At 40.8% G+C, this 19,562-nt stretch carries 16 protein-coding genes; 11 read left to right on the top strand and 5 right to left on the bottom strand.

Annotated elements, in window-relative coordinates; translation table 11 throughout:
• Positions 1-199 precede the first annotated feature (199 nt).
• Together ACMX3D_RS19670 and ACMX3D_RS19665 are read left to right on the top strand one after the other, a co-directional pair.
• A complete protein-coding gene (locus tag ACMX3D_RS19670) occupies positions 200-2,617 on the top strand; it encodes a GUN4 domain-containing protein (protein WP_482747533.1) in 2,418 nt (805 codons plus the stop codon).
• A 118-nt stretch (positions 2,618-2,735) separates the two neighbouring features.
• Positions 2,736-2,945, top strand: coding sequence for a DUF6887 family protein (locus ACMX3D_RS19665; protein WP_482747532.1), 210 nt, complete (start codon positions 2,736-2,738; stop codon positions 2,943-2,945).
• A gap of 308 nt (positions 2,946-3,253) precedes the next feature.
• On the opposite strand, the gene ACMX3D_RS19660 is transcribed toward ACMX3D_RS19665, so the two are convergent.
• The 3 genes from ACMX3D_RS19660 to ACMX3D_RS19650 form a co-directional block, all read right to left on the bottom strand.
• On the bottom strand, positions 3,254-3,604 hold the full coding sequence (locus tag ACMX3D_RS19660) for a DUF1257 domain-containing protein (protein WP_015113818.1): 351 nt from the start codon (positions 3,602-3,604) through the stop codon (positions 3,254-3,256).
• 140 nt (positions 3,605-3,744) lie between these two features.
• Positions 3,745-5,259 (bottom strand): stress-responsive protein Ycf46, encoded by a 1,515-nt coding sequence (ycf46, locus tag ACMX3D_RS19655; RefSeq protein WP_482747531.1) that lies wholly within the window; start codon positions 5,257-5,259, stop codon positions 3,745-3,747.
• 86 nt (positions 5,260-5,345) lie between these two features.
• Positions 5,346-5,693, bottom strand: a complete 348-nt coding sequence (locus tag ACMX3D_RS19650; RefSeq protein ID WP_482747530.1) for a slr0373 family blue light stress response protein — start codon at positions 5,691-5,693, stop codon at positions 5,346-5,348.
• A gap of 268 nt (positions 5,694-5,961) precedes the next feature.
• Between ACMX3D_RS19650 and ACMX3D_RS19645 the strand changes: the two genes are divergently transcribed.
• Entirely contained in the window at positions 5,962-6,471 is a 510-nt protein-coding gene (locus tag ACMX3D_RS19645; protein WP_482747529.1) for a hypothetical protein, read from the top strand.
• A 141-nt stretch (positions 6,472-6,612) separates the two neighbouring features.
• Entirely contained in the window at positions 6,613-7,767 is a 1,155-nt protein-coding gene (locus ACMX3D_RS19640; RefSeq protein WP_482747528.1) for an NAD-dependent epimerase/dehydratase family protein, read from the top strand.
• Between the two features lie 40 nt (positions 7,768-7,807).
• On the opposite strand, the gene ACMX3D_RS19635 is transcribed toward ACMX3D_RS19640, so the two are convergent.
• The gene (locus tag ACMX3D_RS19635; protein ID WP_482747527.1) at positions 7,808-8,095 is read right to left on the bottom strand and encodes a hypothetical protein; all 288 of its coding nucleotides are present in this window, start codon (positions 8,093-8,095) and stop codon (positions 7,808-7,810) included.
• A 9-nt stretch (positions 8,096-8,104) separates the two neighbouring features.
• Between ACMX3D_RS19635 and ACMX3D_RS19630 the strand changes: the two genes are divergently transcribed.
• Both ACMX3D_RS19630 and ACMX3D_RS19625 read left to right on the top strand, forming a co-directional pair.
• Positions 8,105-9,244 carry a glycosyltransferase family 4 protein gene (locus tag ACMX3D_RS19630; RefSeq protein ID WP_482747526.1) on the top strand — a complete coding sequence of 380 codons (1,140 nt, stop codon included), beginning with the start codon at positions 8,105-8,107 and terminating at the stop codon, positions 9,242-9,244.
• Between the two features lie 111 nt (positions 9,245-9,355).
• Entirely contained in the window at positions 9,356-11,953 is a 2,598-nt protein-coding gene (locus tag ACMX3D_RS19625) for a GAF domain-containing protein (RefSeq protein ID WP_482747525.1), read from the top strand.
• Positions 11,954-12,323: 370 nt separating this feature from the next.
• Here the strand turns inward: ACMX3D_RS19625 and ACMX3D_RS19620 are convergent, their stop codons facing one another.
• Positions 12,324-12,584 (bottom strand): DUF7219 family protein, encoded by a 261-nt coding sequence (locus tag ACMX3D_RS19620; RefSeq protein WP_482747524.1) that lies wholly within the window; start codon positions 12,582-12,584, stop codon positions 12,324-12,326.
• Positions 12,585-13,475: 891 nt separating this feature from the next.
• Here ACMX3D_RS19620 and purC point away from each other — a divergent pair.
• From purC to lpxA, 5 genes are all read left to right on the top strand, one after another.
• Positions 13,476-14,213 carry a phosphoribosylaminoimidazolesuccinocarboxamide synthase gene (gene purC, locus ACMX3D_RS19615; RefSeq protein WP_482747523.1) on the top strand — a complete coding sequence of 246 codons (738 nt, stop codon included), beginning with the start codon at positions 13,476-13,478 and terminating at the stop codon, positions 14,211-14,213.
• 127 nt (positions 14,214-14,340) lie between these two features.
• Positions 14,341-16,860 (top strand): BamA/TamA family outer membrane protein, encoded by a 2,520-nt coding sequence (locus tag ACMX3D_RS19610; RefSeq protein ID WP_482747522.1) that lies wholly within the window; start codon positions 14,341-14,343, stop codon positions 16,858-16,860.
• Between the two features lie 161 nt (positions 16,861-17,021).
• Complete coding sequence (gene lpxC, locus ACMX3D_RS19605) at positions 17,022-17,891, top strand: UDP-3-O-acyl-N-acetylglucosamine deacetylase (RefSeq protein WP_482747521.1); 870 nt, start codon at positions 17,022-17,024, stop codon at positions 17,889-17,891.
• A 57-nt stretch (positions 17,892-17,948) separates the two neighbouring features.
• Positions 17,949-18,470 (top strand): 3-hydroxyacyl-ACP dehydratase FabZ, encoded by a 522-nt coding sequence (fabZ, locus tag ACMX3D_RS19600; protein WP_482747520.1) that lies wholly within the window; start codon positions 17,949-17,951, stop codon positions 18,468-18,470.
• 227 nt (positions 18,471-18,697) lie between these two features.
• Positions 18,698-19,516, top strand: a complete 819-nt coding sequence (lpxA, locus tag ACMX3D_RS19595) for an acyl-ACP--UDP-N-acetylglucosamine O-acyltransferase (RefSeq protein WP_482752381.1) — start codon at positions 18,698-18,700, stop codon at positions 19,514-19,516.
• The last annotated feature ends 46 nt before the right edge of the window (positions 19,517-19,562 follow it).

The following is a 19,562-nucleotide window of genomic DNA, read 5'->3' as shown; positions in this document are numbered from 1 at the left end:
CTTATTGCTATTTTGTCAGCATAATACTTGAGTCGAACTTATAGAGAAATTTTGATAGCAAATGTAGTGCCAATATTGCCCTGCCATGCTTGCAAGATAAGACAGGTCAAGAATTTGTTAGTAAGCCAGTAAATTGGGGAACTATATCAATATCAATCAAAAAACCCTTTACTCTTCTGCTGTAATGGAGTGTCCTGTAGTGAGTTCTCAAGTCAACTTGCTAGATCAAGCAAAACAAGGAAATGCGACAGCAATTACAACGCTGCTCAACCATAAGCTTCAACCTAAAGGTATCACAGCAAAGGCATCTGTCAAAAACAATTGCTTACATATAATGTTAGAAGCAGCTAAAACACCACCTCAGAAGCCCTTGGTTGAGTTTATTCAGAAAGTATTTTCCGCTTTCAGTGTTGATGCTTGGCATACAGTGAAAGTCTATGGATGGCGAGTAGGTGAAGATGTTCCAGATTGGCTGGAAGATTTTAAGATTGGTCTAGAACCAACACAAAATCTTGATATCCTGGCAAAGCAGGGAAACATAAAAGCAATTACAACATTAATTAATCAGAGTTTAAAACCAAGTGGTGTTATTGCTAAAGTCAGCTTAAAGGATGATTGTTTAAAAATCATGCTGGAATCTTCAACAGTACCAGTTCAACAGTATATGGTTTCGTTAATGCAAACTGAGGTTCTCAAGTTAGATATTCCGTCTGTAAAAAACTTGAGTTTGTATGGCAAGCAATCTGAGGAAGAGTTTCCCGATTGGTATGAAGAGGTACGTCTGACTTTAAACGAACAGCCTTTATTTGAGAAAATTCCGGCAACTTCTAAACTTTCTCCCCCACCTGAAGATAATACGCAAACAGTGCCATTATTACTGGTCGAGGAGATTGATTGTATAAGACTTTCCAACGAACTATACACAACAATACAAATAACTTACTATCAGCATCTTAACTATAAGGTTGCATCAGAGGATAATAAAAGTATTCATGAAATTGTTGAAAATTTTGTACATGCTTTAGAAGCAGATTTAAAGCTAGACATAGACCAATTTGTTAAGGAGGCAGTTAGCATTACTGAACGATTCAGGATTCAAATAGAACTAACCAAAATGCAGAATATTATCTCTGATATAGTTACCTTTAACTTTACTAGAGTCAGATTAGCAATTCGCGAATTAGAAAAGGTTACTCAAGAAGTACTGCAAACAGATTTTCCTCAAGAGCGTGATGCATTAAAGTCATTTTTTACAGGAGCAGTTAAAGAATTTACTGCGAACCTGTTGGGTAAAACTACGATGTCAACTGAGGCAATTGTAGGAATAACGATTGGAACAATGATTGCTCCTGGTATTGGCTCTGCAATTGGCGGCGCAATCGGTGGATGGCTTGGCGGTAACAAGCAACAAAAAGCAATTCAAAGTATTATTGAGAAATATCAAAAAGCCAGAGCAAATCTTTTCCAAGAGTGGGAGACACTTTTACAAATCATCTACACTAAATTTGAAGATTTCATTGCTAGTATAGCCCATGCCAAAATCCTAACTTATCAAGCAATTAGTCAAGCTATCGACTTCTATAATGAAGGGAATAATCACTTAAATTTAGAAGAGGAATTTCAAGAAGCGATTTCTCTTTATGATAAAGCTATTAATCTGAATCCAGGATTAGCTCTTGCCTGGAATAATAAAGGTTATATTTTGAACAAGTTAGGAAAATACGAGGAAGCACTAGTAGCACTAAAACAAGCAATCGAAATTGATAATACGCTTTTTATAGCCTTTAATAATAGTGGGGATGCTTTACAAGGTTTAGGCAGATATGAAGAGGCGCTCACTGCTTATGATAATAGTATCAAACTTGATCAAGAAAACTATAATGCTTGGTGGGGTAAAAGTATTTGCCTATACAATCTCCAGCAATATAGAGAAGTTTTAGCGGTTTGTGACAAATTAATTGCTATAGATTCAGAAAACTTTTTAGGTTGGTATGCAAAAGCGTCCTGCTGCGCCCGTGTAAATGATACTCTTCTAGCACTAGAAAACCTGCAAGAAGCTGTTAGGCTGAATCCAGATGCATCTCAAAATCTTACTAATGAAGATTCTGATTTTAATTACTTACGAGAGGATGAACGATTCAAATCACTCATGGAATCCTCAGTGGGTGTAAATTATGCCAATCTTAAGAAATATTTGAAGGAAAAGCAATGGCACGAAGCAGATCAGGAAACAGCTAATCTCATAAGAATGGTTATTCAAAAAATTACTAATTCTACAGAGATTAGTCCAAATACTCTAACCGTTTTTCCTATCGTTGATTTGAATACTATCGATAGACTTTGGCGAGAAAGTAGCGATGGACGATTTGGTTTTAGTGTCCAAAAAGAGATTTATCAACAATTTTCACAAGATAGAAATTTATTTGGTAATATAACTGGCTGGCGAGTACGTGATGCAAATGGTAATTATTTATGGCGTAGTAATGTCAGTTTTGATTACAACTTTGCGACGGCTTCCAGAGGGCATTTACCTAGTAGCTTATGGGCAGGTGAGGATGGTTGGTTTGAAAATCGCAGAGATAGGTTAATTGCTCTCTTCGCTAGAATGAATGGATAGGGTTAATAATTTTAATTTTTCGTGATATGCAGAGATTTAAAATTATGTATATACAGGCTGGAGTAAACGACGAAATTGTAATTGTGATTGATGAAGATGGGAGTTGGGAGTTTGTTCTATGAAGTCAAATCTATCTCAAATGACAAATACTGAGCTTAAGCAATTTATTTCTGAAAATCGTAATGATCAGGAAGCTTTTCAAGCAGCGATGGAAGTTTTAATGAGCCGTCGTAATCCAGCTAATTATCATCCTTACCCTTTTGATTTAGTCAATCCTGAGACTGAAGTTGAAGCTATCTTAAAACAAAAGCTTAATTTAGCTGATTAGCTGGCGGATGAAATTACTGTAATTACTATTTTTGCCAGGATACCAGTTGAGAGTACAAAAGTGCGATCGCTCTCATCTCCATAGCTATTAAAATTACTTTTAGTGAACAATCGTGATTGCTTAGAGTTATGTTAAATTTGAGTCAAATTTGGTAAAAACACTTAAAAGCTAACCTTCTCACCTAAATCTTGACAGACATAAAAAATCGGGACTAGGAATTAACCCAGCCCCAAAAAAACAAACAAAAAAGCGGGCTAACCGCTATGATGTGGTTAACCCGTGCAGCTTTGGGAACGCGCAGAGAAATATTATTGCAATACCAACTTAACGTTAGCGTTTTGCAGACCGCGCTGTTTTACTTCAGCCAAAGTCTTATTAACTGCATATTTTTGATTAATGGAGTTGATTAACTCGGTTTGGTTGTGCTTTTTAGCAACGCCCCACAGGTCAGCGATGAGGTCGAAGGAACCATCGCTATTGCGAGACCAGCCGAGATCATATTCGCCTTCCAAAACAGCAACGATGTCGGAACGAACACGCTGACCGTTATAACCGCGTACATCTGCTTCTGTCTTTACGGTAATACCCAAGTCGCGTAAAGAAGCTTTGAGGATTTCTGCATCGGTGATTTTGGTGCGAAGAGTGCTAAAGTGAGACATTTGGGTTTCCTCCAATGAGAAGATTGAGAAAAAAACAACGGTTTATCTTCGGCAAGCCGCGCTTATCGTGAGGCGGCTTTTTCTCTTAACTGCTAGTTTTTGGGACTAGCCTTTCCCCCTGGGTTAGCAAGGGAAAGCTTTTAAAACTCCATTCGCTGGTATTCAGCAACGGAGGCTGCGGCTGGTCTTGCCCGCTGTCTAGCCCAGTCTCTTAGGGCTGTTACCTGTTCTTGCATCGTGCGAGACAGGGGCAATGTTGCCTTCAGTGCAGCAATAATATCTAATTGGGTGAACTCGCGGTCTTGGGCAAATGCTTCGTACATTGCCGCTACTATCGCCTGTTCAATTTCTGCCCCAGAAAAGCCATCGGACATCTTGGCTAATTGCTCTAAATCAAAGCGAGTGATGTCTTCACGACGGCGTTTGCTTAAGTGAATATTGAAAATATCACTCCGTTCTTCAGGTGTAGGCAGATCAACAAAGAAAATCTCATCAAACCTACCTTTCCTCAAGAATTCCCCAGGTAAGCGTTCGACTCGGTTGGCTGTTGCCATGACAAACACTGGAGATTTCTTTTCTTGCATCCATGTGAGGAAAGACCCAAAAATCCTGCTTGATGTGCCGCCGTCGGAATCACCAGACCCAGCACTACCTGCAAAGGATTTATCTAACTCGTCAATAAACAGAATCGCTGGAGAGATAGATTCTGCTGTTTTGAGGGCGTTACGCAGATTGGCTTCGCTTCGTCCCACCATTGAGCCGTCGTAGACGCGCCCCATATCCAAGCGCAACAACGGTAAACCCCAAAGCCGAGATGTCGTTTTGGCTATTAATGATTTACCACAACCAGGAACTCCTAAAATTAGCATCCCTTTTGGTTGGGGTAGACCATACTCTCTTGCTCTCTCGGTAAAGGCATTAGAGCGTTGCTTTAGCCATTTCTTCAACTCTTCTAAGCCACCTACAGCATCAATGGTTTCATCTTCTTCGATGTATTCTAATATACCATTACGCCGAATTAGTTGCTTTTTCTCAGATAAAACTATATCAACTTCTTCTTCTGTCAACCGCCCTGTGGTAACTTGGGCTTTGCGATATACTTTCTCAGCTTCATCTTTGGTTAAACCTAAAGCGGCTCTGAGAAGTTTTTCACGGGCTTCTGTTGTCAAACGTCGCCCACGATGATGATCTAAATGAGAAGTTAAAACTTTATTCAACTCCGCCATATCTGGCAGTTGGAAGTCTAATACAACAACTTCCTTCTCCAATTCTATGGGGACTTGGTGCATTGGCGACATTAAAATAATATTTTTTTGCTGCCCTTTAAAACTAGCGATCGCATCTCGCAACGATCTTGTGGTTGCAGGCGCATCAATAAATGGATGTAAATCTTTAAGAATAAATATACCTGGTTCTCTTTGGCGGATTATCCAATCAATTGCCGCTTCTGGAGAAACAGTGTTATGTTGGCTCACATTTCGGGGTTGACCATATTCCACGATGCCATGAGTTACTGTCCATACGTAAACTCGGCGCTGGGGCTTTAACACTTGAGCGATGGTGGAAATTGATTGCTCAGCCCGCTCTTCCTCGGAGGTCACAAGGTAGATTAGAGGGTATTGAGCTTGAATTAGAATGTTGAGCTCTTCTTTCATACAATCGACCTACTTGAGACCTAATACAGTAAAGAACAGACTTTGTTTGTAGTTGAATTATGAATTACTTCATCCATAATTCTTATCTAGCAAGGGACTAGCTCTTCCTCACCCTTGGGATGGGTTTCTACTTGCTCCATTTCATCAATAGAAAGATGGTCTTGGCCAATCACTCCTGGTTGACTACCTAAAGCAACTAATTCGCCATCACGCAATACTAGTGAACTTTCACAAGTTGGGCAGGAATGTACTCTATGAGTTCTTCCATAGGTAGAAGCTTCTAACTCTTCTACTAATTCTGAATTTGCCAAGTAAAAGCAGAGGGCGCGTTCGGCAAGGTCTGACATTGGCTCAGAATCAATTGCTGAACGAATCTTCAACCTTTTGTGCAGCTCTGGCGATATATAAAAAGTAACCTTTTGCTTAGTTTGCATATAACTCTTTGGCGGTCTTACCCGGGTATGTATATCAAGTTATCGGTTCGTTCATTCCTTGTCAAGCCGTCAAAACGTTTTGACGGCTATTTTGTTACATTTATTTATATTTGTTTTAGTGCTTTTGGATAAAGTAAGTAATTTATAAAACATGTAATTCTAGTGACAACAATTAAAATAAACAAGGAAAAATGTTGAAATATTCTTGATAAATACTATATTTGCAAGATTTTGCTAAAATAAATCATATTGAATAAAAAGTGTAATTATGTCTGCTAACGCAGTGAAAACTTGTAATTCAATAACAAAAAAATATACTAAGTATCAAAATATTGCTGGTGCGATCGCTCTATCCTTGCTTTTCTGGGGATGCAGCAAGCCTTTCAACATTGCCGATACACAATGGCAAACTTATAAAAATTCTCGTTACGGCTTTGAATTTCCCTATCCCAGTAATTGGAACGTTTTAGCAGTACCAGAAAATGATGACGGCATAGCCTTAGTTTCACCACGTAGCCCAACAGTGCAAATTAGAGCCTGGGCAAGTAATCGCTTACCAAATACTGTACAAAATGCAATCCAGTCTAACTTTCAGACTACCCAAGGCGTATCTGGTGTACTTCTGGTAGAAGTTGGTCAGCAAATTGGTTCTATGAAACTGACCATAACTCAAGGAAATATTTCATATTATTGGCAAGCACAGAGCTTAAGCCAAGATTTTTCTAACTATTACCCTTTGTTTTATTACATTGCCCAGCAGTATCGGATAAAAGTGTGAAGTGTGAAGTAGGAAATTTCATTATTTAGACTTGGCCTTTTGACCATTGACGAATAACTAATGACTAATCACTACTTTTGATGGTTGAGGGGGTACAGAAACCTGATAGATTTAGCTATCAGCGAGTAAAAACTGGTGAAAATGAAAGTCCTGGTTATTGGTGGCGATGGGTATTGCGGTTGGGCAACCGCACTTTACCTCTCCAATCGAGGTTACGATGTTGGAATTTTAGATAATTTGGTGCGTCGGCATTGGGATAACGAACTTGGTATCGCAACTCTAACGCCGATCGCACCGATTCAGCAACGTATCCAGCGCTGGCAAGATTTGACCGGCAAATCTATCGACCTATTCGTAGGCGATATTACTAATTACGAATTTCTGCAAAAAGCTTTACATCAATTTGAACCAAATGCGATCGTGCATTTTGGTGAACAGCGTTCTGCACCATTCTCGATGATTGACCGCGAACACGCAGTTCTTACACAGGTCAATAATGTAGTTGGGACACTGAACTTGCTGTACGCCATGCGCGAAGACTTCCCAGACTGCCACTTAGTGAAGTTGGGAACAATGGGTGAATATGGCACACCTAACATCGATATTGAAGAAGGGTACATCACCATTGAACACAATGGGCGCAAAGATACCTTGCCTTATCCTAAGCAGCCTGGTTCAATGTACCACCTCAGCAAAGTGCATGATAGTCACAACATCCACTTTGCTTGTCGGGTTTGGGGATTGCGTGCCACAGACTTAAATCAAGGCGTGGTTTACGGAGTCCTAACCGAAGAAACGGGAATGGACGAAATGTTGATTAATCGCCTAGATTACGATGGCATTTTTGGTACAGCATTAAACCGATTCTGTATTCAAGCAGCAATTGGACATCCTTTAACTGTGTATGGTAAAGGTGGCCAAACTCGTGGATTCTTGGATATTCGGGATACAGTCCGCTGTATGGAATTAGCGATCGCCAATCCGGCTGAACCAGGAGAATTCCGCGTCTTCAACCAATTTACCGAACTATTCAGTGTTGGTGACTTGGCATTGATGGTGAAAAAAGCAGGTAACGCATTAGGGTTGAACGTTGAAATCAACAACATAGATAACCCCAGAGTCGAGAAAGAAGAACATTACTTCAACGCCAAAAATACTAAACTTCTCGACCTGGGATTACAACCTCACTACTTGTCAGATTCCTTACTTGATTCACTGCTGAATTTTGCCGTCAAATATCAGCAACGAGTTGATAAAAAACAAATTCTACCCAAAGTCTCTTGGCATAGGAAGTAAGGCACAATTAACACCGAAAAATTTTTCGTTCTCATTCTCATCAGGATGTGAGGATGACAAGAGGTAAGGTTTTTAAATTCTTACCTAAACTTCTGTTGCCAACCATTGTTTTTTGTGTAGAGACGTTGCAATGCAACGTCTCTAAAAACCATTGGTAAGAAAAATATTTGCTTTTTAAAAGATAGATTTCAGGAACAATAATGTTTTCCTCCTGCTTGCTGTCTATAAAACCTGAATTGTAACTATCGAGAATTGATCGCACTACAGGATAAGGTTTACCCTGTTTTTGAGACCAAAATCTAAAACAGCTGGGATTAACTGCTTCCAATAGTTTTTTATGAGAATAGCCCTATTCACCGAAACCTTTTTGCCGAAAGTTGATGGCATAGTTACACGCCTACGCCACACCGTTGACCATCTACAACGCAATGGAAATCAAGTTTTAGTAATCGCCCCTGAGGGTGGAATTACGGAACACAAAGGAGCGAAAGTTTACGGCGTTAGTGGCTTTCCTTTACCTCTGTATCCAGAGTTGAAAATGGCACTGCCTCGCCCAGCAATTGGTTATGCCTTAGAAGAATTTCAGCCAAATTTGATTCATGTTGTGAATCCAGCCGTTTTAGGATTATCAGGCATTTTTTATAGCAAAGTTTTGAAGCTGCCCTTAGTTGCTTCTTACCATACCCATTTACCGCAATATCTCCAGCATTACGGTTTAGGTATGTTAGAAGGATTATTGTGGGAATTGCTCAAAGGCGCTCATAATCAAGCATTGTTAAATCTTTGTACCTCTACAGCCATGATGGATGAACTGTCATCACATGGCATTGAAAGAGTCGATTTGTGGCAACGGGGTGTAGATACAGAATTATTTCACCCTGATTTAGCAAGTTTAGAAATGCGATCGCGTCTTTCACAAAACCATCCCGAAAGCCCTTTGCTACTTTATGTTGGCCGTCTGTCTGCCGAAAAAGAAATCGAACGCATTAAACCAATATTAGAAGCCATCCCCCAAGCACGATTAGCTTTAGTAGGAGATGGGCCACATCGCCAAGCATTAGAAAAACATTTTGCTGGCACAAATACTAATTTTGTTGGCTACCTTATGGGACGTGAGTTAGGTTCTGCCTTTGCTAGTGCTGATGCCTTTATCTTTCCTTCCCGAACAGAAACCCTAGGGTTAGTTCTATTAGAAGCGATGGCCGCTGGTTGTCCAGTAGTTGCAGCCCGTTCTGGAGGAATTCCTGATATTGTTACAGATGGTGTGAATGGATATCTTTTTGACCCCAAAGCTGATATTCAAGATGCTATTTCTGCCACAATTCGCCTCTTGGAAAATCAACAAGAACGAGATATCATTCGTCAAAACGCTCGTAAGGAAGCAGAAAAGTGGGGATGGGCAGCGGCCACACGCCAGCTGCAAGATTACTATCAAAAAATAATCTTGACAAAACAACCGACAGCAGTATTTAAATAGAGGTTTAAATGAGACATTAGGCGGGGTTTCCCGCCTGTAATTCCTGGGAATGGCGATTAACGCTATAGCGCAAGCAACTCTTCAAACTCACATTTAAAATTAAAAATTTCCATGACTCTTCCCAATCCTGGTAGCGTCTTGGCTACATTAACCGAACTTACGCAAGTTAATCGCACCCACGCTTTACTGCGTCGTGTCAAAGACCTGTCTGTTAACGAATTTGTTTGTTTACTGGACTTTATTACTGCTGAGTTCCAACAATTTCTCAGAGCAATTGAATTGATCAATAATGAAGCTCTAGAAACTATGTTGGAGAAGGTTTTAGAAGCAATTACCCTGAAAATTGGTCAAATTCTGCAAGCCGAACACACAGCTATTTTTTTAGTTGACTATGATAAAGGTCAACTGTGGTCAAAAGTTCCTCAAGACAATAGTCAAAAATTTTTAGAAATTCGGACTCCCATTACCGTTGGGATTCCTGGTCATGTTGCGAGTACAGGCCAATACTTAAATATTGCGGAAACTGCTACTCATCCCTTATTTAGTCCCGATTTAGAAAAACAAATGGGCTACAGAATTCGTAATATTTTATGTATGCCTGTGATGAGTAGTAAAAATCAAATTGTTGCCGTAGTCCAACTAGCAAATAAAGAAGGCAATATTCCCTTTAATCATGAAGATGAAAACTGTTTTCGGGATTTTGCAGCTTCGATAGGAATTATTTTAGAAACTTGTCAATCTTTTTATGTTGCAGCCCGCAATCAACGGGGCGCAACAGCACTTTTAAGGGCAACTCAAACACTAGGGCAAAGTTTAGATTTAGAAGCAACTTTGCAAATAGTTATGGAACAAGCCCGAATTTTAATGCAAGCAGACCGCAGCACGCTATTTTTGTATCGCAAAGAAATGGGCGAACTTTGGACAAAAGTAGCTGCTGCTGCTGATCAAACAGATTTTATGGAAATTCGGATGTCGGCAAATCGTGGTATTGCTGGCTATGTCGCATCTACAGGAGAAGCATTGAATATTCCTGATGCTTATAAAGACCCTCGCTTTGACCCCACAACAGATAGAAAAACTGGCTATGTAACTCGGAATATTTTATGTTTACCAGTATTTAATTCTGCCAACGAATTAATTGGTGTCACACAACTAATTAATAAGCAAAAAGGCAGTTTTACTGCTTCTGATGAAGAGTTTATGCGAGCATTTAATATCCAAGCTGGCATAGCATTAGAAAATGCTCGTTTATTTGAAAATGTCTTGCTAGAAAAACAGTATCAAAAAGACATTTTACAAAGTCTTTCAGATGCTGTAATTTCTACAGATATGATTGGTCGAATTGTTACGATTAACGATGCAGCATTAGAGTTATTAGGTTGTCCTGTAGGAGAGGCTAATAACAAAAGCAATAAATTACTATGGGAACAAAATTTAATCGGTCGCTTTGTTTGGGAAGTAGTACCGATTGAAAATTTACAAATTCGCTTAGAAGATAGTTTAACAGTTGGTGCTAGACATTATGTCCCAGAGCAAAGTCTGATAGTAGGGCTGTATCAAGCATTAAGTTTAGATGGGCGAGTTGGTAGTGACACTCAGGATTCAGCAGTTAGTAGTCAACAGTTAATATTAGCAGTACGCGATCGCACCAACCCCGATGTTTTCATTCCCTGGAATCTACCCCTAACTCCCCAATCTCAGTTAATTTCTTCTAGTCAGGTAGAAAAATTAGAACGCAGTATTAATTTAACAGTTAATCCTCTAACAAACCCAGAAGGCGGAGTTAGAGGTGGTTTGGTTGTTTTGGAAGATATTAGTCAAGAAAAACGCCTGAAAACTACAATGTATCGTTATCTTACTCCCCATGTAGCTGAACAAGTAATGGCTTTGGGTGAAGATGCCTTAATGGTGGGTGAACGTAAAGATGTAACGATTTTATTTTCTGATATTCGTGGTTATACTACTTTGACAGAAAATCTGGGAGCAGCGGAAGTTGTATCGTTGTTGAACCAGTATTTTGAAACAATGGTGGAGGCAGTTTTTAATTACGAAGGCACTTTAGATAAGTTTATTGGCGATGCTTTAATGGCTGTTTTTGGTGCGCCGTTACCACTCACAGAAAACCATGCTTGGCAAGCAGTGCAGTCAGCTTTGGATATGCGCCAACGTCTAGAAGAATTTAACCAACGGCGCATTATTGAGGAACAACCTCAAATTCGCATTGGGATTGGAATTAGTTCTGGGGAGGTTGTTTCCGGTAATATTGGTTCCCAAAAACGTATGGATTACACCGTGATTGGTGATAGCGTCAACTTAAGCGCCCGCTTAGAAGCCGTCACCAAAGAATATGGCTGTGATATTATTTTGAGCGAATTTACTTACCAACTGTGCAGCGATCGCATTTGGGTACGTCAGTTAGATAAAATTCGAGTTAAGGGTAAACACCAGGCGGTAAATATTTACGAGTTAATTGGCGATCGCAACACTCCCCTGGATGCTGATACCCAAGAGTTTTTATTTCACTACCATACTGGCAGAGTTGCCTATTTATCGCGTGATTTTACCAAAGCGATCGCTTGTTTTGCCGCTGCTAAATATATTCGACCCAACGACCAAGCTGTAGATATTCATTTAGAACGCGCTCATAATTACCATAAAACACCACCTCCATATTCTTGGGATGGTGTTTGGACAATAGTTAGCAAGTAGCAACGTAAATTTGTGGATTGTTGGCTACAAAATATCTTGAACTGGGTTGAATTCAGGATATGCTGCCACAGAGTAGACACAGCAGATTGCAAGTGAATGAGGTACAAAGTTGAAGAACAAAGCTATATGATATAGGACTCATATTTGATTATTGAAAAAAATTCAGTACACATCTAGCTTCCCTCTTATCCTTTCCCTGTTCCCCGTTCCCTATTCCCTCCCTATACAAGGATTTTCAGTAATCAAATCGGATGCCTATAAGAGGCTTTCAACACTATTCCCTGTTCCCTGTTACCTGCTGTAAAATATCCAGTAATCAATCAAAATTAATTTTTCGCTTTTTACTATTTATTAATCCCAGTATTTTTTCTTATTCTTCAGCTTCTCCACCTTCATTTTTAAAAGGATTCTCGCCAATTTGTAGCTGTTTTTTACTGTGTTTTAACTGTTTCCACAAAGCTTTGATTTGTTCATAAGCATCATCTGGTGCAATTTTTCCGCCTGTTTCTAAGCTACAAACGTAACTAACTTTCTGAGCAAATTCTTGAAGATTGGCATTAAATACTAAGTTTTCTGGTTTGACTTGACCGTAATAGCGGCCATGAGGATAAATAAAATCATCTTTGTTCACTATTTGATGCTCCACTTGTTAAGCTCCGTTATTGTTTGAATATCTAAAGTTCAATTATTAGTTATGCATACATCCTGTGTTTAAAGGTGAAAGAGCTTGATCAGCAATTATCTTGAAACAATCGTTGTGCAGGAATTACTAATAGTGTACCCTTCTGCCAGTTGCTAATTTACATACTTCCAAATTAAATACTAATCATCTTTAAACTGCTATCTACTGAGTTTAAATTTATACTAACTTCTCTAAGATGCAAAAATTTAGCTGATTTTGTAAAAAAACCTACATTGATAGTCTACTGATTTTTAAGGAAATTTAACTCTACTAGAGGTTAGATTTTATATATCTAAAAGCAATTTTACGCACTCCATCTTAACCAAGAATTAATTCGACTCAATAGCAAAAGTTCATTAACCAGAAGCTGCGTTTGTCATATTCACAAAACGACAGCCACAAATGTGATGATGCATTTTCATAACCAATTAAAAAGCATATATTTAGGAATCCGGTTTGATTTCCGAATTTACTTGTGTAGACAGGGAATAGGGAATGGGGAGTAGGGAGTAGAAAAGAAACTTTGTCTAAGTGTACTGATTTTTTTCAAAAATCAAATATGAGTTCTATAGTAACTAAGTTTTTACTTTTAAGGATGTCTCATGAAACAAGCTTCCAAGACAATTAATTGATGAGTGGAGATTGTAAAAAGATTTACGGGTAAATACCCAGTCAGCACAAGAGGAAGCTACTGTAGAAAACCCCTATGATTTCATAAGTTCTGTTTAACCTTTTTATAGCTAACTCACAACTGATTGGCTAATCTTTGTTAACTAAAGATAAAATGGTTAAGCCCGAAAGGACACAAGCTGCCCATTGCTGAAAAGTTTACCTCCTACCATGTCAGTTCATTCCAAGCTATACGAAGGCAAAGCAAAAATACTCTATACAACAGATAATCCAGAAGTCTTGCTGGCTGATTTTAAAGATGATGCGACTGCGTTTAACGCCCAAAAGCGTGGCAGTATCATAGGCAAGGGAAAAATTAACTGTAGTATTTCTAGCCAATTATTTAAACAATTGGAAGCAAACGGTATAAGAACTCACTATATTGACAGTCCAGCCCCAAATCAAATGCGGGTGAAAGCGGTCAAGATTTTACCATTAGAAGTAGTTGTCAGAAATATTGCTGCTGGTAGTCTCAGCCAACAAACAGGTTTACCAGTTGGTACAGTTTTAAAACAGCCTTTGGTTGAGTTTTATTACAAAAATGATCAACTAGGAGACCCGTTGTTAACACGCGATCGTCTACTCTTGCTGGAACTAGCTACGGCGGAACAAGTAGACGCAATTAAGAATCTAGCATTGCAAGTCAACGAGTTTCTGCTTAACTTTTGGCAGCAATGCGGCATTACTCTAGTAGACTTCAAACTAGAATTTGGTTTGGACTCACAACAGCAGATACTCTTGGCAGATGAGATTAGCCCAGACACCTGTCGTTTATGGGACACAGGAGAAACTGATCCTAACCGCAGGGTAATGGATAAAGACCGCTTCCGCCGAGATTTAGGCAATGTAGAAGATGCTTACCAGGAGGTTTTACAACGAGTGCTACAAGTTGTAGAAAATAAAAATTAATTTAAAGTGAGTAGTTATTTGTCCTTGGTCATTTGTATTGACTAATGACTCTTGACTATTGACAAATGACTATTGACTATTGACTAGTGTGTGATGGTGTGCGGAAGTGAAGAGGAATATCAATAAAATGCGTTTATCTCCTATATTAGTAGCAGTTGTAGCAATTACAGCGCCATTAAGCGGTTCTCTCAATGCGAAAGCTCAAACTCCTGAATATTTACAACAGACAGCTAAAGCTTTAAAAACCGCGACAAATCAGCCACAAGAGAATGACGCAAGCCAAGGTTTGGCCAAAGAAAGTTTAACATCTGATCTCAACACCACAGAAGTTAAGGTACTCGAAGATACTAAACCTGAAACTGTCGCAGTTTTTCTAACACAGTCAGCGGCAGCACTGAAACCACAGGTGATCGTACCCACCGTAACAGTACCAAAAATTGCCCAAACTCCAGAAACAACGCCAAACTCTGATATTCAACAGCCCAACACCGTTCCTGATAACCCACCACCAGCTACACAACAAACACCTGCCCCATCTCCTACTACTCCAGAAACAGAAAACACTAATCCGCCGACGGCAGAACCCACCTCTCCCACATCTCCAGAGAATACCAACCCGCCAACAATAGAACCTGCTTTTCCCACATCTCCAGGGAATACTCAACCAGAGAATACCAACCCGCCAACAATAGAACCTGCTTTTCCCACATCTCCAGGGAATACTCAACCAGAGAATACCAACCCGCCAACAATAGAACCTGCTTTTCCCACATCTCCAGGGAATACTCAACCTAATGGCACTTCCGAAACAACAGAACCTAGGGTGTTAGTGTCAGAAGTAGTTGTGAGATCCCAGACAGGACAATTAACCCCAGAACTAGAAGAGAAAGTTTATCAAGTCATTCGGACTCAACCAGGACGAACAACAACCCGTACTCAGTTGCAAGAAGATATTAATTCTATTTTCGGTACGGGTTTCTTCTCCAACGTCCAAGCACAACCAGAAGATACTCCCTTGGGCGTGCGAGTCAGCTTTATTGTGCAGCCTAATCCTGTGCTGACAAAAGTGGAAATTCAAGCTAATCCTGGCACTGGTGTTGCTTCTGTCCTGCCTGCTAACACTGCGGATGAAGTTTTTAAGGATCAGTATGGCAAAATCCTCAATTTGCGTGATTTGCAAGAAGGTATCAAGACCTTAACCAAACGCTATCAAGACCAAGGTTATGTGTTAGCCAACGTGATTGGTGCGCCACAAGTTTCGGAAAACGGAGTCGTCACTCTACAAGTAGCAGAAGGTGTAGTAGAAAATATTAAAGTTAGATTCCGTAACAAAGAAGGTCAGGAAACAGACGACCAAGGCAGACCAATTCGGGGTCGAACACAGGAGTATATTATTACACGCGAAGTAGAATTAAAGCCAGGACAAGTATTTAACCGCAATACAGTACAAAGAGACCTGCAACGGGTATACGGATTAGGCTTATTTGAAGATGTGAATGTTTCTTTAGATCCTGGTACTGACCCTAGCAAAGTCGATGTTGTCGTGAACGTAGCTGAACGTAGTAGTGGTTCGATCGCAGCTGGTGCTGGTATTAGTTCTGCCAGTGGACTATTTGGGACAGTAAGTTATCAACAGCAAAACCTCAACGGTAGAAATCAAAAATTAGGGGCAGAAGTCCAAGTGGGAACACGGGAGTTACTGTTTGATTTGCGATACACTGATCCCTGGATTGCTGGTGACCCCTACCGTACTTCCTACACAGCGAATATTTTCCGTCGCAGTTCTATTTCCTTGGTTTATGAAGGAACAGATGACAACGTAGAAACCTTTAGATCTGGAGATACAGAGGGCGATCGCCCCCGTGTGCTAAGGTTAGGTGGTGGTGTTACCTTTACCCGTCCTTTGTCTGGTAATCCCTACGAACGCGCAGAATGGACAGCGTCAGCAGGTTTGCAATATCAACGAGTTTCCACCCGTGATGCTGATGGTAATCTTAGAAGATTTGGCACAGTGTACACAGATGGAGTACCTGGAGAATTAATTCCCTTAAGCTTCTCTGGTGAAGGTGAAGACGACTTATTGTTATTACAACTAGGTACACAGCGCGATCGCCGTAACAATCCCCTACAACCTACCAGTGGTTCTTTCCTCCGCTTTGGGGTTGATCAGTCAGTACCAGTAGGGCTAGGTAATATTTTACTCACCAGATTGCGGGGAAGCTACAGCCAATACATTCCCGTTCAACTCACTAACTTTTCTAAAGGCCCACAAACTCTAGCTTTTAACATTCAAGGCGGAACTATTTTGGGTGACTTACCGCCTTACGAAGCATTTACTTTGGGTGGTAGTAACTCGGTGCGCGGTTATGAAGAAGGTACATTAGCCAGTGGACGCAGTTACGTACAAGCATCAGTTGAATATCGCTTCCCTGTCTTTTCCATCGTTAGTGGCGCAGTCTTTTTTGATGTTGGTAGCGACTTAGGCAGCAGTACAAGGGCAGCAGAAGTTCTCAACAAAAATGGTACTGGCTATGGTTATGGTCTGGGCGTGCGCGTGCAATCGCCCTTGGGGCCAATTCGCATCGACTACGGTATCAACGACGACGGTGACAGCCGCATTAATTTCGGCATCGGCGAAAGATTTTAAAAAGGCTGAAGTGTGTAGACACCCTTTGGGTGGCGTCCCGCAGGGTAGTCTGAAGTATGAAATTAGCTTTTTCAGACTTCACACTTCATACTTCATACTTTCTCTTGACTCTTTGACCCTTGACCCTTGACTATTTATTAAGGTGTATTAAATTTTCGCCTATGCAACAGCACACCATAGCAGGGGAAATCTACCAAACTGGAGTTGGGCTGCATAGCGGTATCACTACTAATGTGCGGATATTGCCAGCCCCAGCTAACAGTGGGCGTTATTTTGTACGGGTAGATTTACCAGATTTGCCAATTATTCCTGCTCTATTGGCAGCAGTAAATGAAACTGTTCTCTCAACGCAGTTGGGTAAAGGTGAAGCATCTGTTCGCACAGTAGAGCATTTATTGGCAACATTGGCAAGTATGGGTGTCAATAATGCCCGCATCGAAATCGATGGGCCAGAGGTTCCACTATTGGACGGCTCAGCACAAATTTGGGCAGCTAGTATTGCGCAAGTTGGCTTACAACCACAACCAGCGGATGAAACCCAAGTTGGTGTGGTAGTCAACGAACCAATCTGGGTTTATCAAAACGATGCTTTTGCCTGTGCCTTACCAGCAACAGAAACCCGCTTTAGTTACGGTATTGATTTTGATTTGCCTGCCATTGGCAACCAATGGCACAGCTGGTTATTAACGGCTGATGTTGGTGATGCTGCTGTTAGCTTTGCTGCGGAAATTGCACCTGCGCGTACCTTTGGTTTATTACATCAAATAGAATACTTACAAAAGGCTGGATTAATCAAAGGTGGCAGTTTGGATAATGCTCTGGTTTGCGGGTCTGAAGGATGGTTAAATCCGCCATTAAGATTTGCAAATGAGCCAGTCCGTCATAAGATGTTGGATTTAGTAGGGGATTTGAGTTTATTGGGAATTTTCCCGCAGGCTCATTTCTTAGCATATAAAGCCAGCCACAATTTACATATTCAACTTGCGCAAAGGATTTTAGCGGCACAGCAAAATCCCACTGACAAAATCTGAGGGGGTTTCAGCGCCATCCCACTTAAATTTCTACAGTCAAGGTCAAACAATCCGCCAATGTCAATTCTTGCAGAAGTAAATAGTAGCGATGCGATCGCATCCTCATCTGTTGTCACACAAACTCCAACTGCACCTGAAGTGAAAAAAACATTCACTACCGAAGAAATTCAGCAGTTGCTACCCCATCGCTATCCCTTTTTGCTGGTAGACAAAATTATTGACTATATACCAGGAAAACTGGCAGTGGGCGTTAAAAATGTTACTATTAACGAACCTCAATTCCAAGGACATTTCCCCGGTAGACCACTGATGCCAGGCGTGCTAATTGTCGAAGCAATGGCACAAGTTGGCGGAATTGTGTTAACACAACTGCCAGAATACGATGCAGGTGGACTGTTTGTATTTGCTGGTATCGATAAAGCCCGCTTCCGTCGTCAAGTTGTTCCTGGAGATCAGCTAATCATGACAGTGGAACTGTTATGTATCAAACAACGTCGGTTTGGGAAGATGCAAGCCCGGGCCGAAGTTGATGGACAGCTCGCTGCTGAAGGCGAATTGATGTTTTCTTTAGTTGGTTAACAACTTGTTTGAGTATCTCGGTACAACCGTGATGTACCTTGACTCAATCCTGAAAAAGGATAACAAGTAAATAATTATCCACAATAGAATTTGAAATTTCTTGATTTTCGCTGCCCTCACACTTAACTTGCTTCGCCCGACACTTTTCTTTGCTGAAGTTCTCAAAACTCAGCAATGCCAGTTGCCTCAAAGCGCTGGCTTCTCAAGACAGTTCTGGAGATTCACCCTTGAAGACTCTTATTCATCCAACGGCTGTAGTTCATCCTAAAGCGGAACTCCACCCTACAGTGCAAGTCGGTGCCTATGCTGTGATTGGAGCGCATGTCAAAGTCGGCCCTGAAACAATAATTGGCGCTCATGTAGTGCTAGAAGGGCCTTGTGAAATTGGGGCGCGAAATCAGATTTTTCCAGGTGCAGCTATCGGCATGGAACCCCAGGATCTCAAATTTGTGGGAGAACCTACCTGGGTAAGAATTGGTGACGATAATTTAATTCGAGAATATGTCACCATTAACCGCGCCACTGGCGAGGGAGAAGCCACAATCATCGGCAGCAACAACTTGCTGATGGCTTATGTTCATGTGGCGCATAACTGCGTAATAGAAGACCATGTAGTAATTCCCAACTCAGTGGCTTTAGCAGGTCATGTCCACATTGAGTCTCGTGCCAGACTAGGTGGTGTTTTGGGAGTTCATCAATTTGTTCATATTGGTAGACACTCAATGGTCGGTGGAATGTCACGCATTGACCGGGATGTGCCGCCATATATGCTAGTGGAGGGTAATCCGGTACGAGTTAGAACCCTCAACTTAGTAGGACTAAAACGCTCTGGGATGTCAGCCAGTGACCTGCAAATTCTCAAAAAAGCCTTCCGCATTCTCTACCGTTCTAACTTGACTTTCAAGGAAGCATTAGAACAGTTAGAACAGCTAGGAGATACAGAGGAACTACAGCACTTACGCCGCTTTATACTTCTGTCTCAAATGCCAGGAAGACGCGGCTTGATTCCAGGTAGGGGTAAAGCAGGCGCGAGTGATGAGTCCTAAGTTATGTGGGAGAAATTAGGAGTGAATTCAACTTCTAATTTCTCAC

The sequence above is a fragment of the Anabaena sp. TISTR 8404 genome (assembly GCF_056847745.1).
This window is presented reverse-complemented; position numbering and strand designations above follow the sequence as displayed.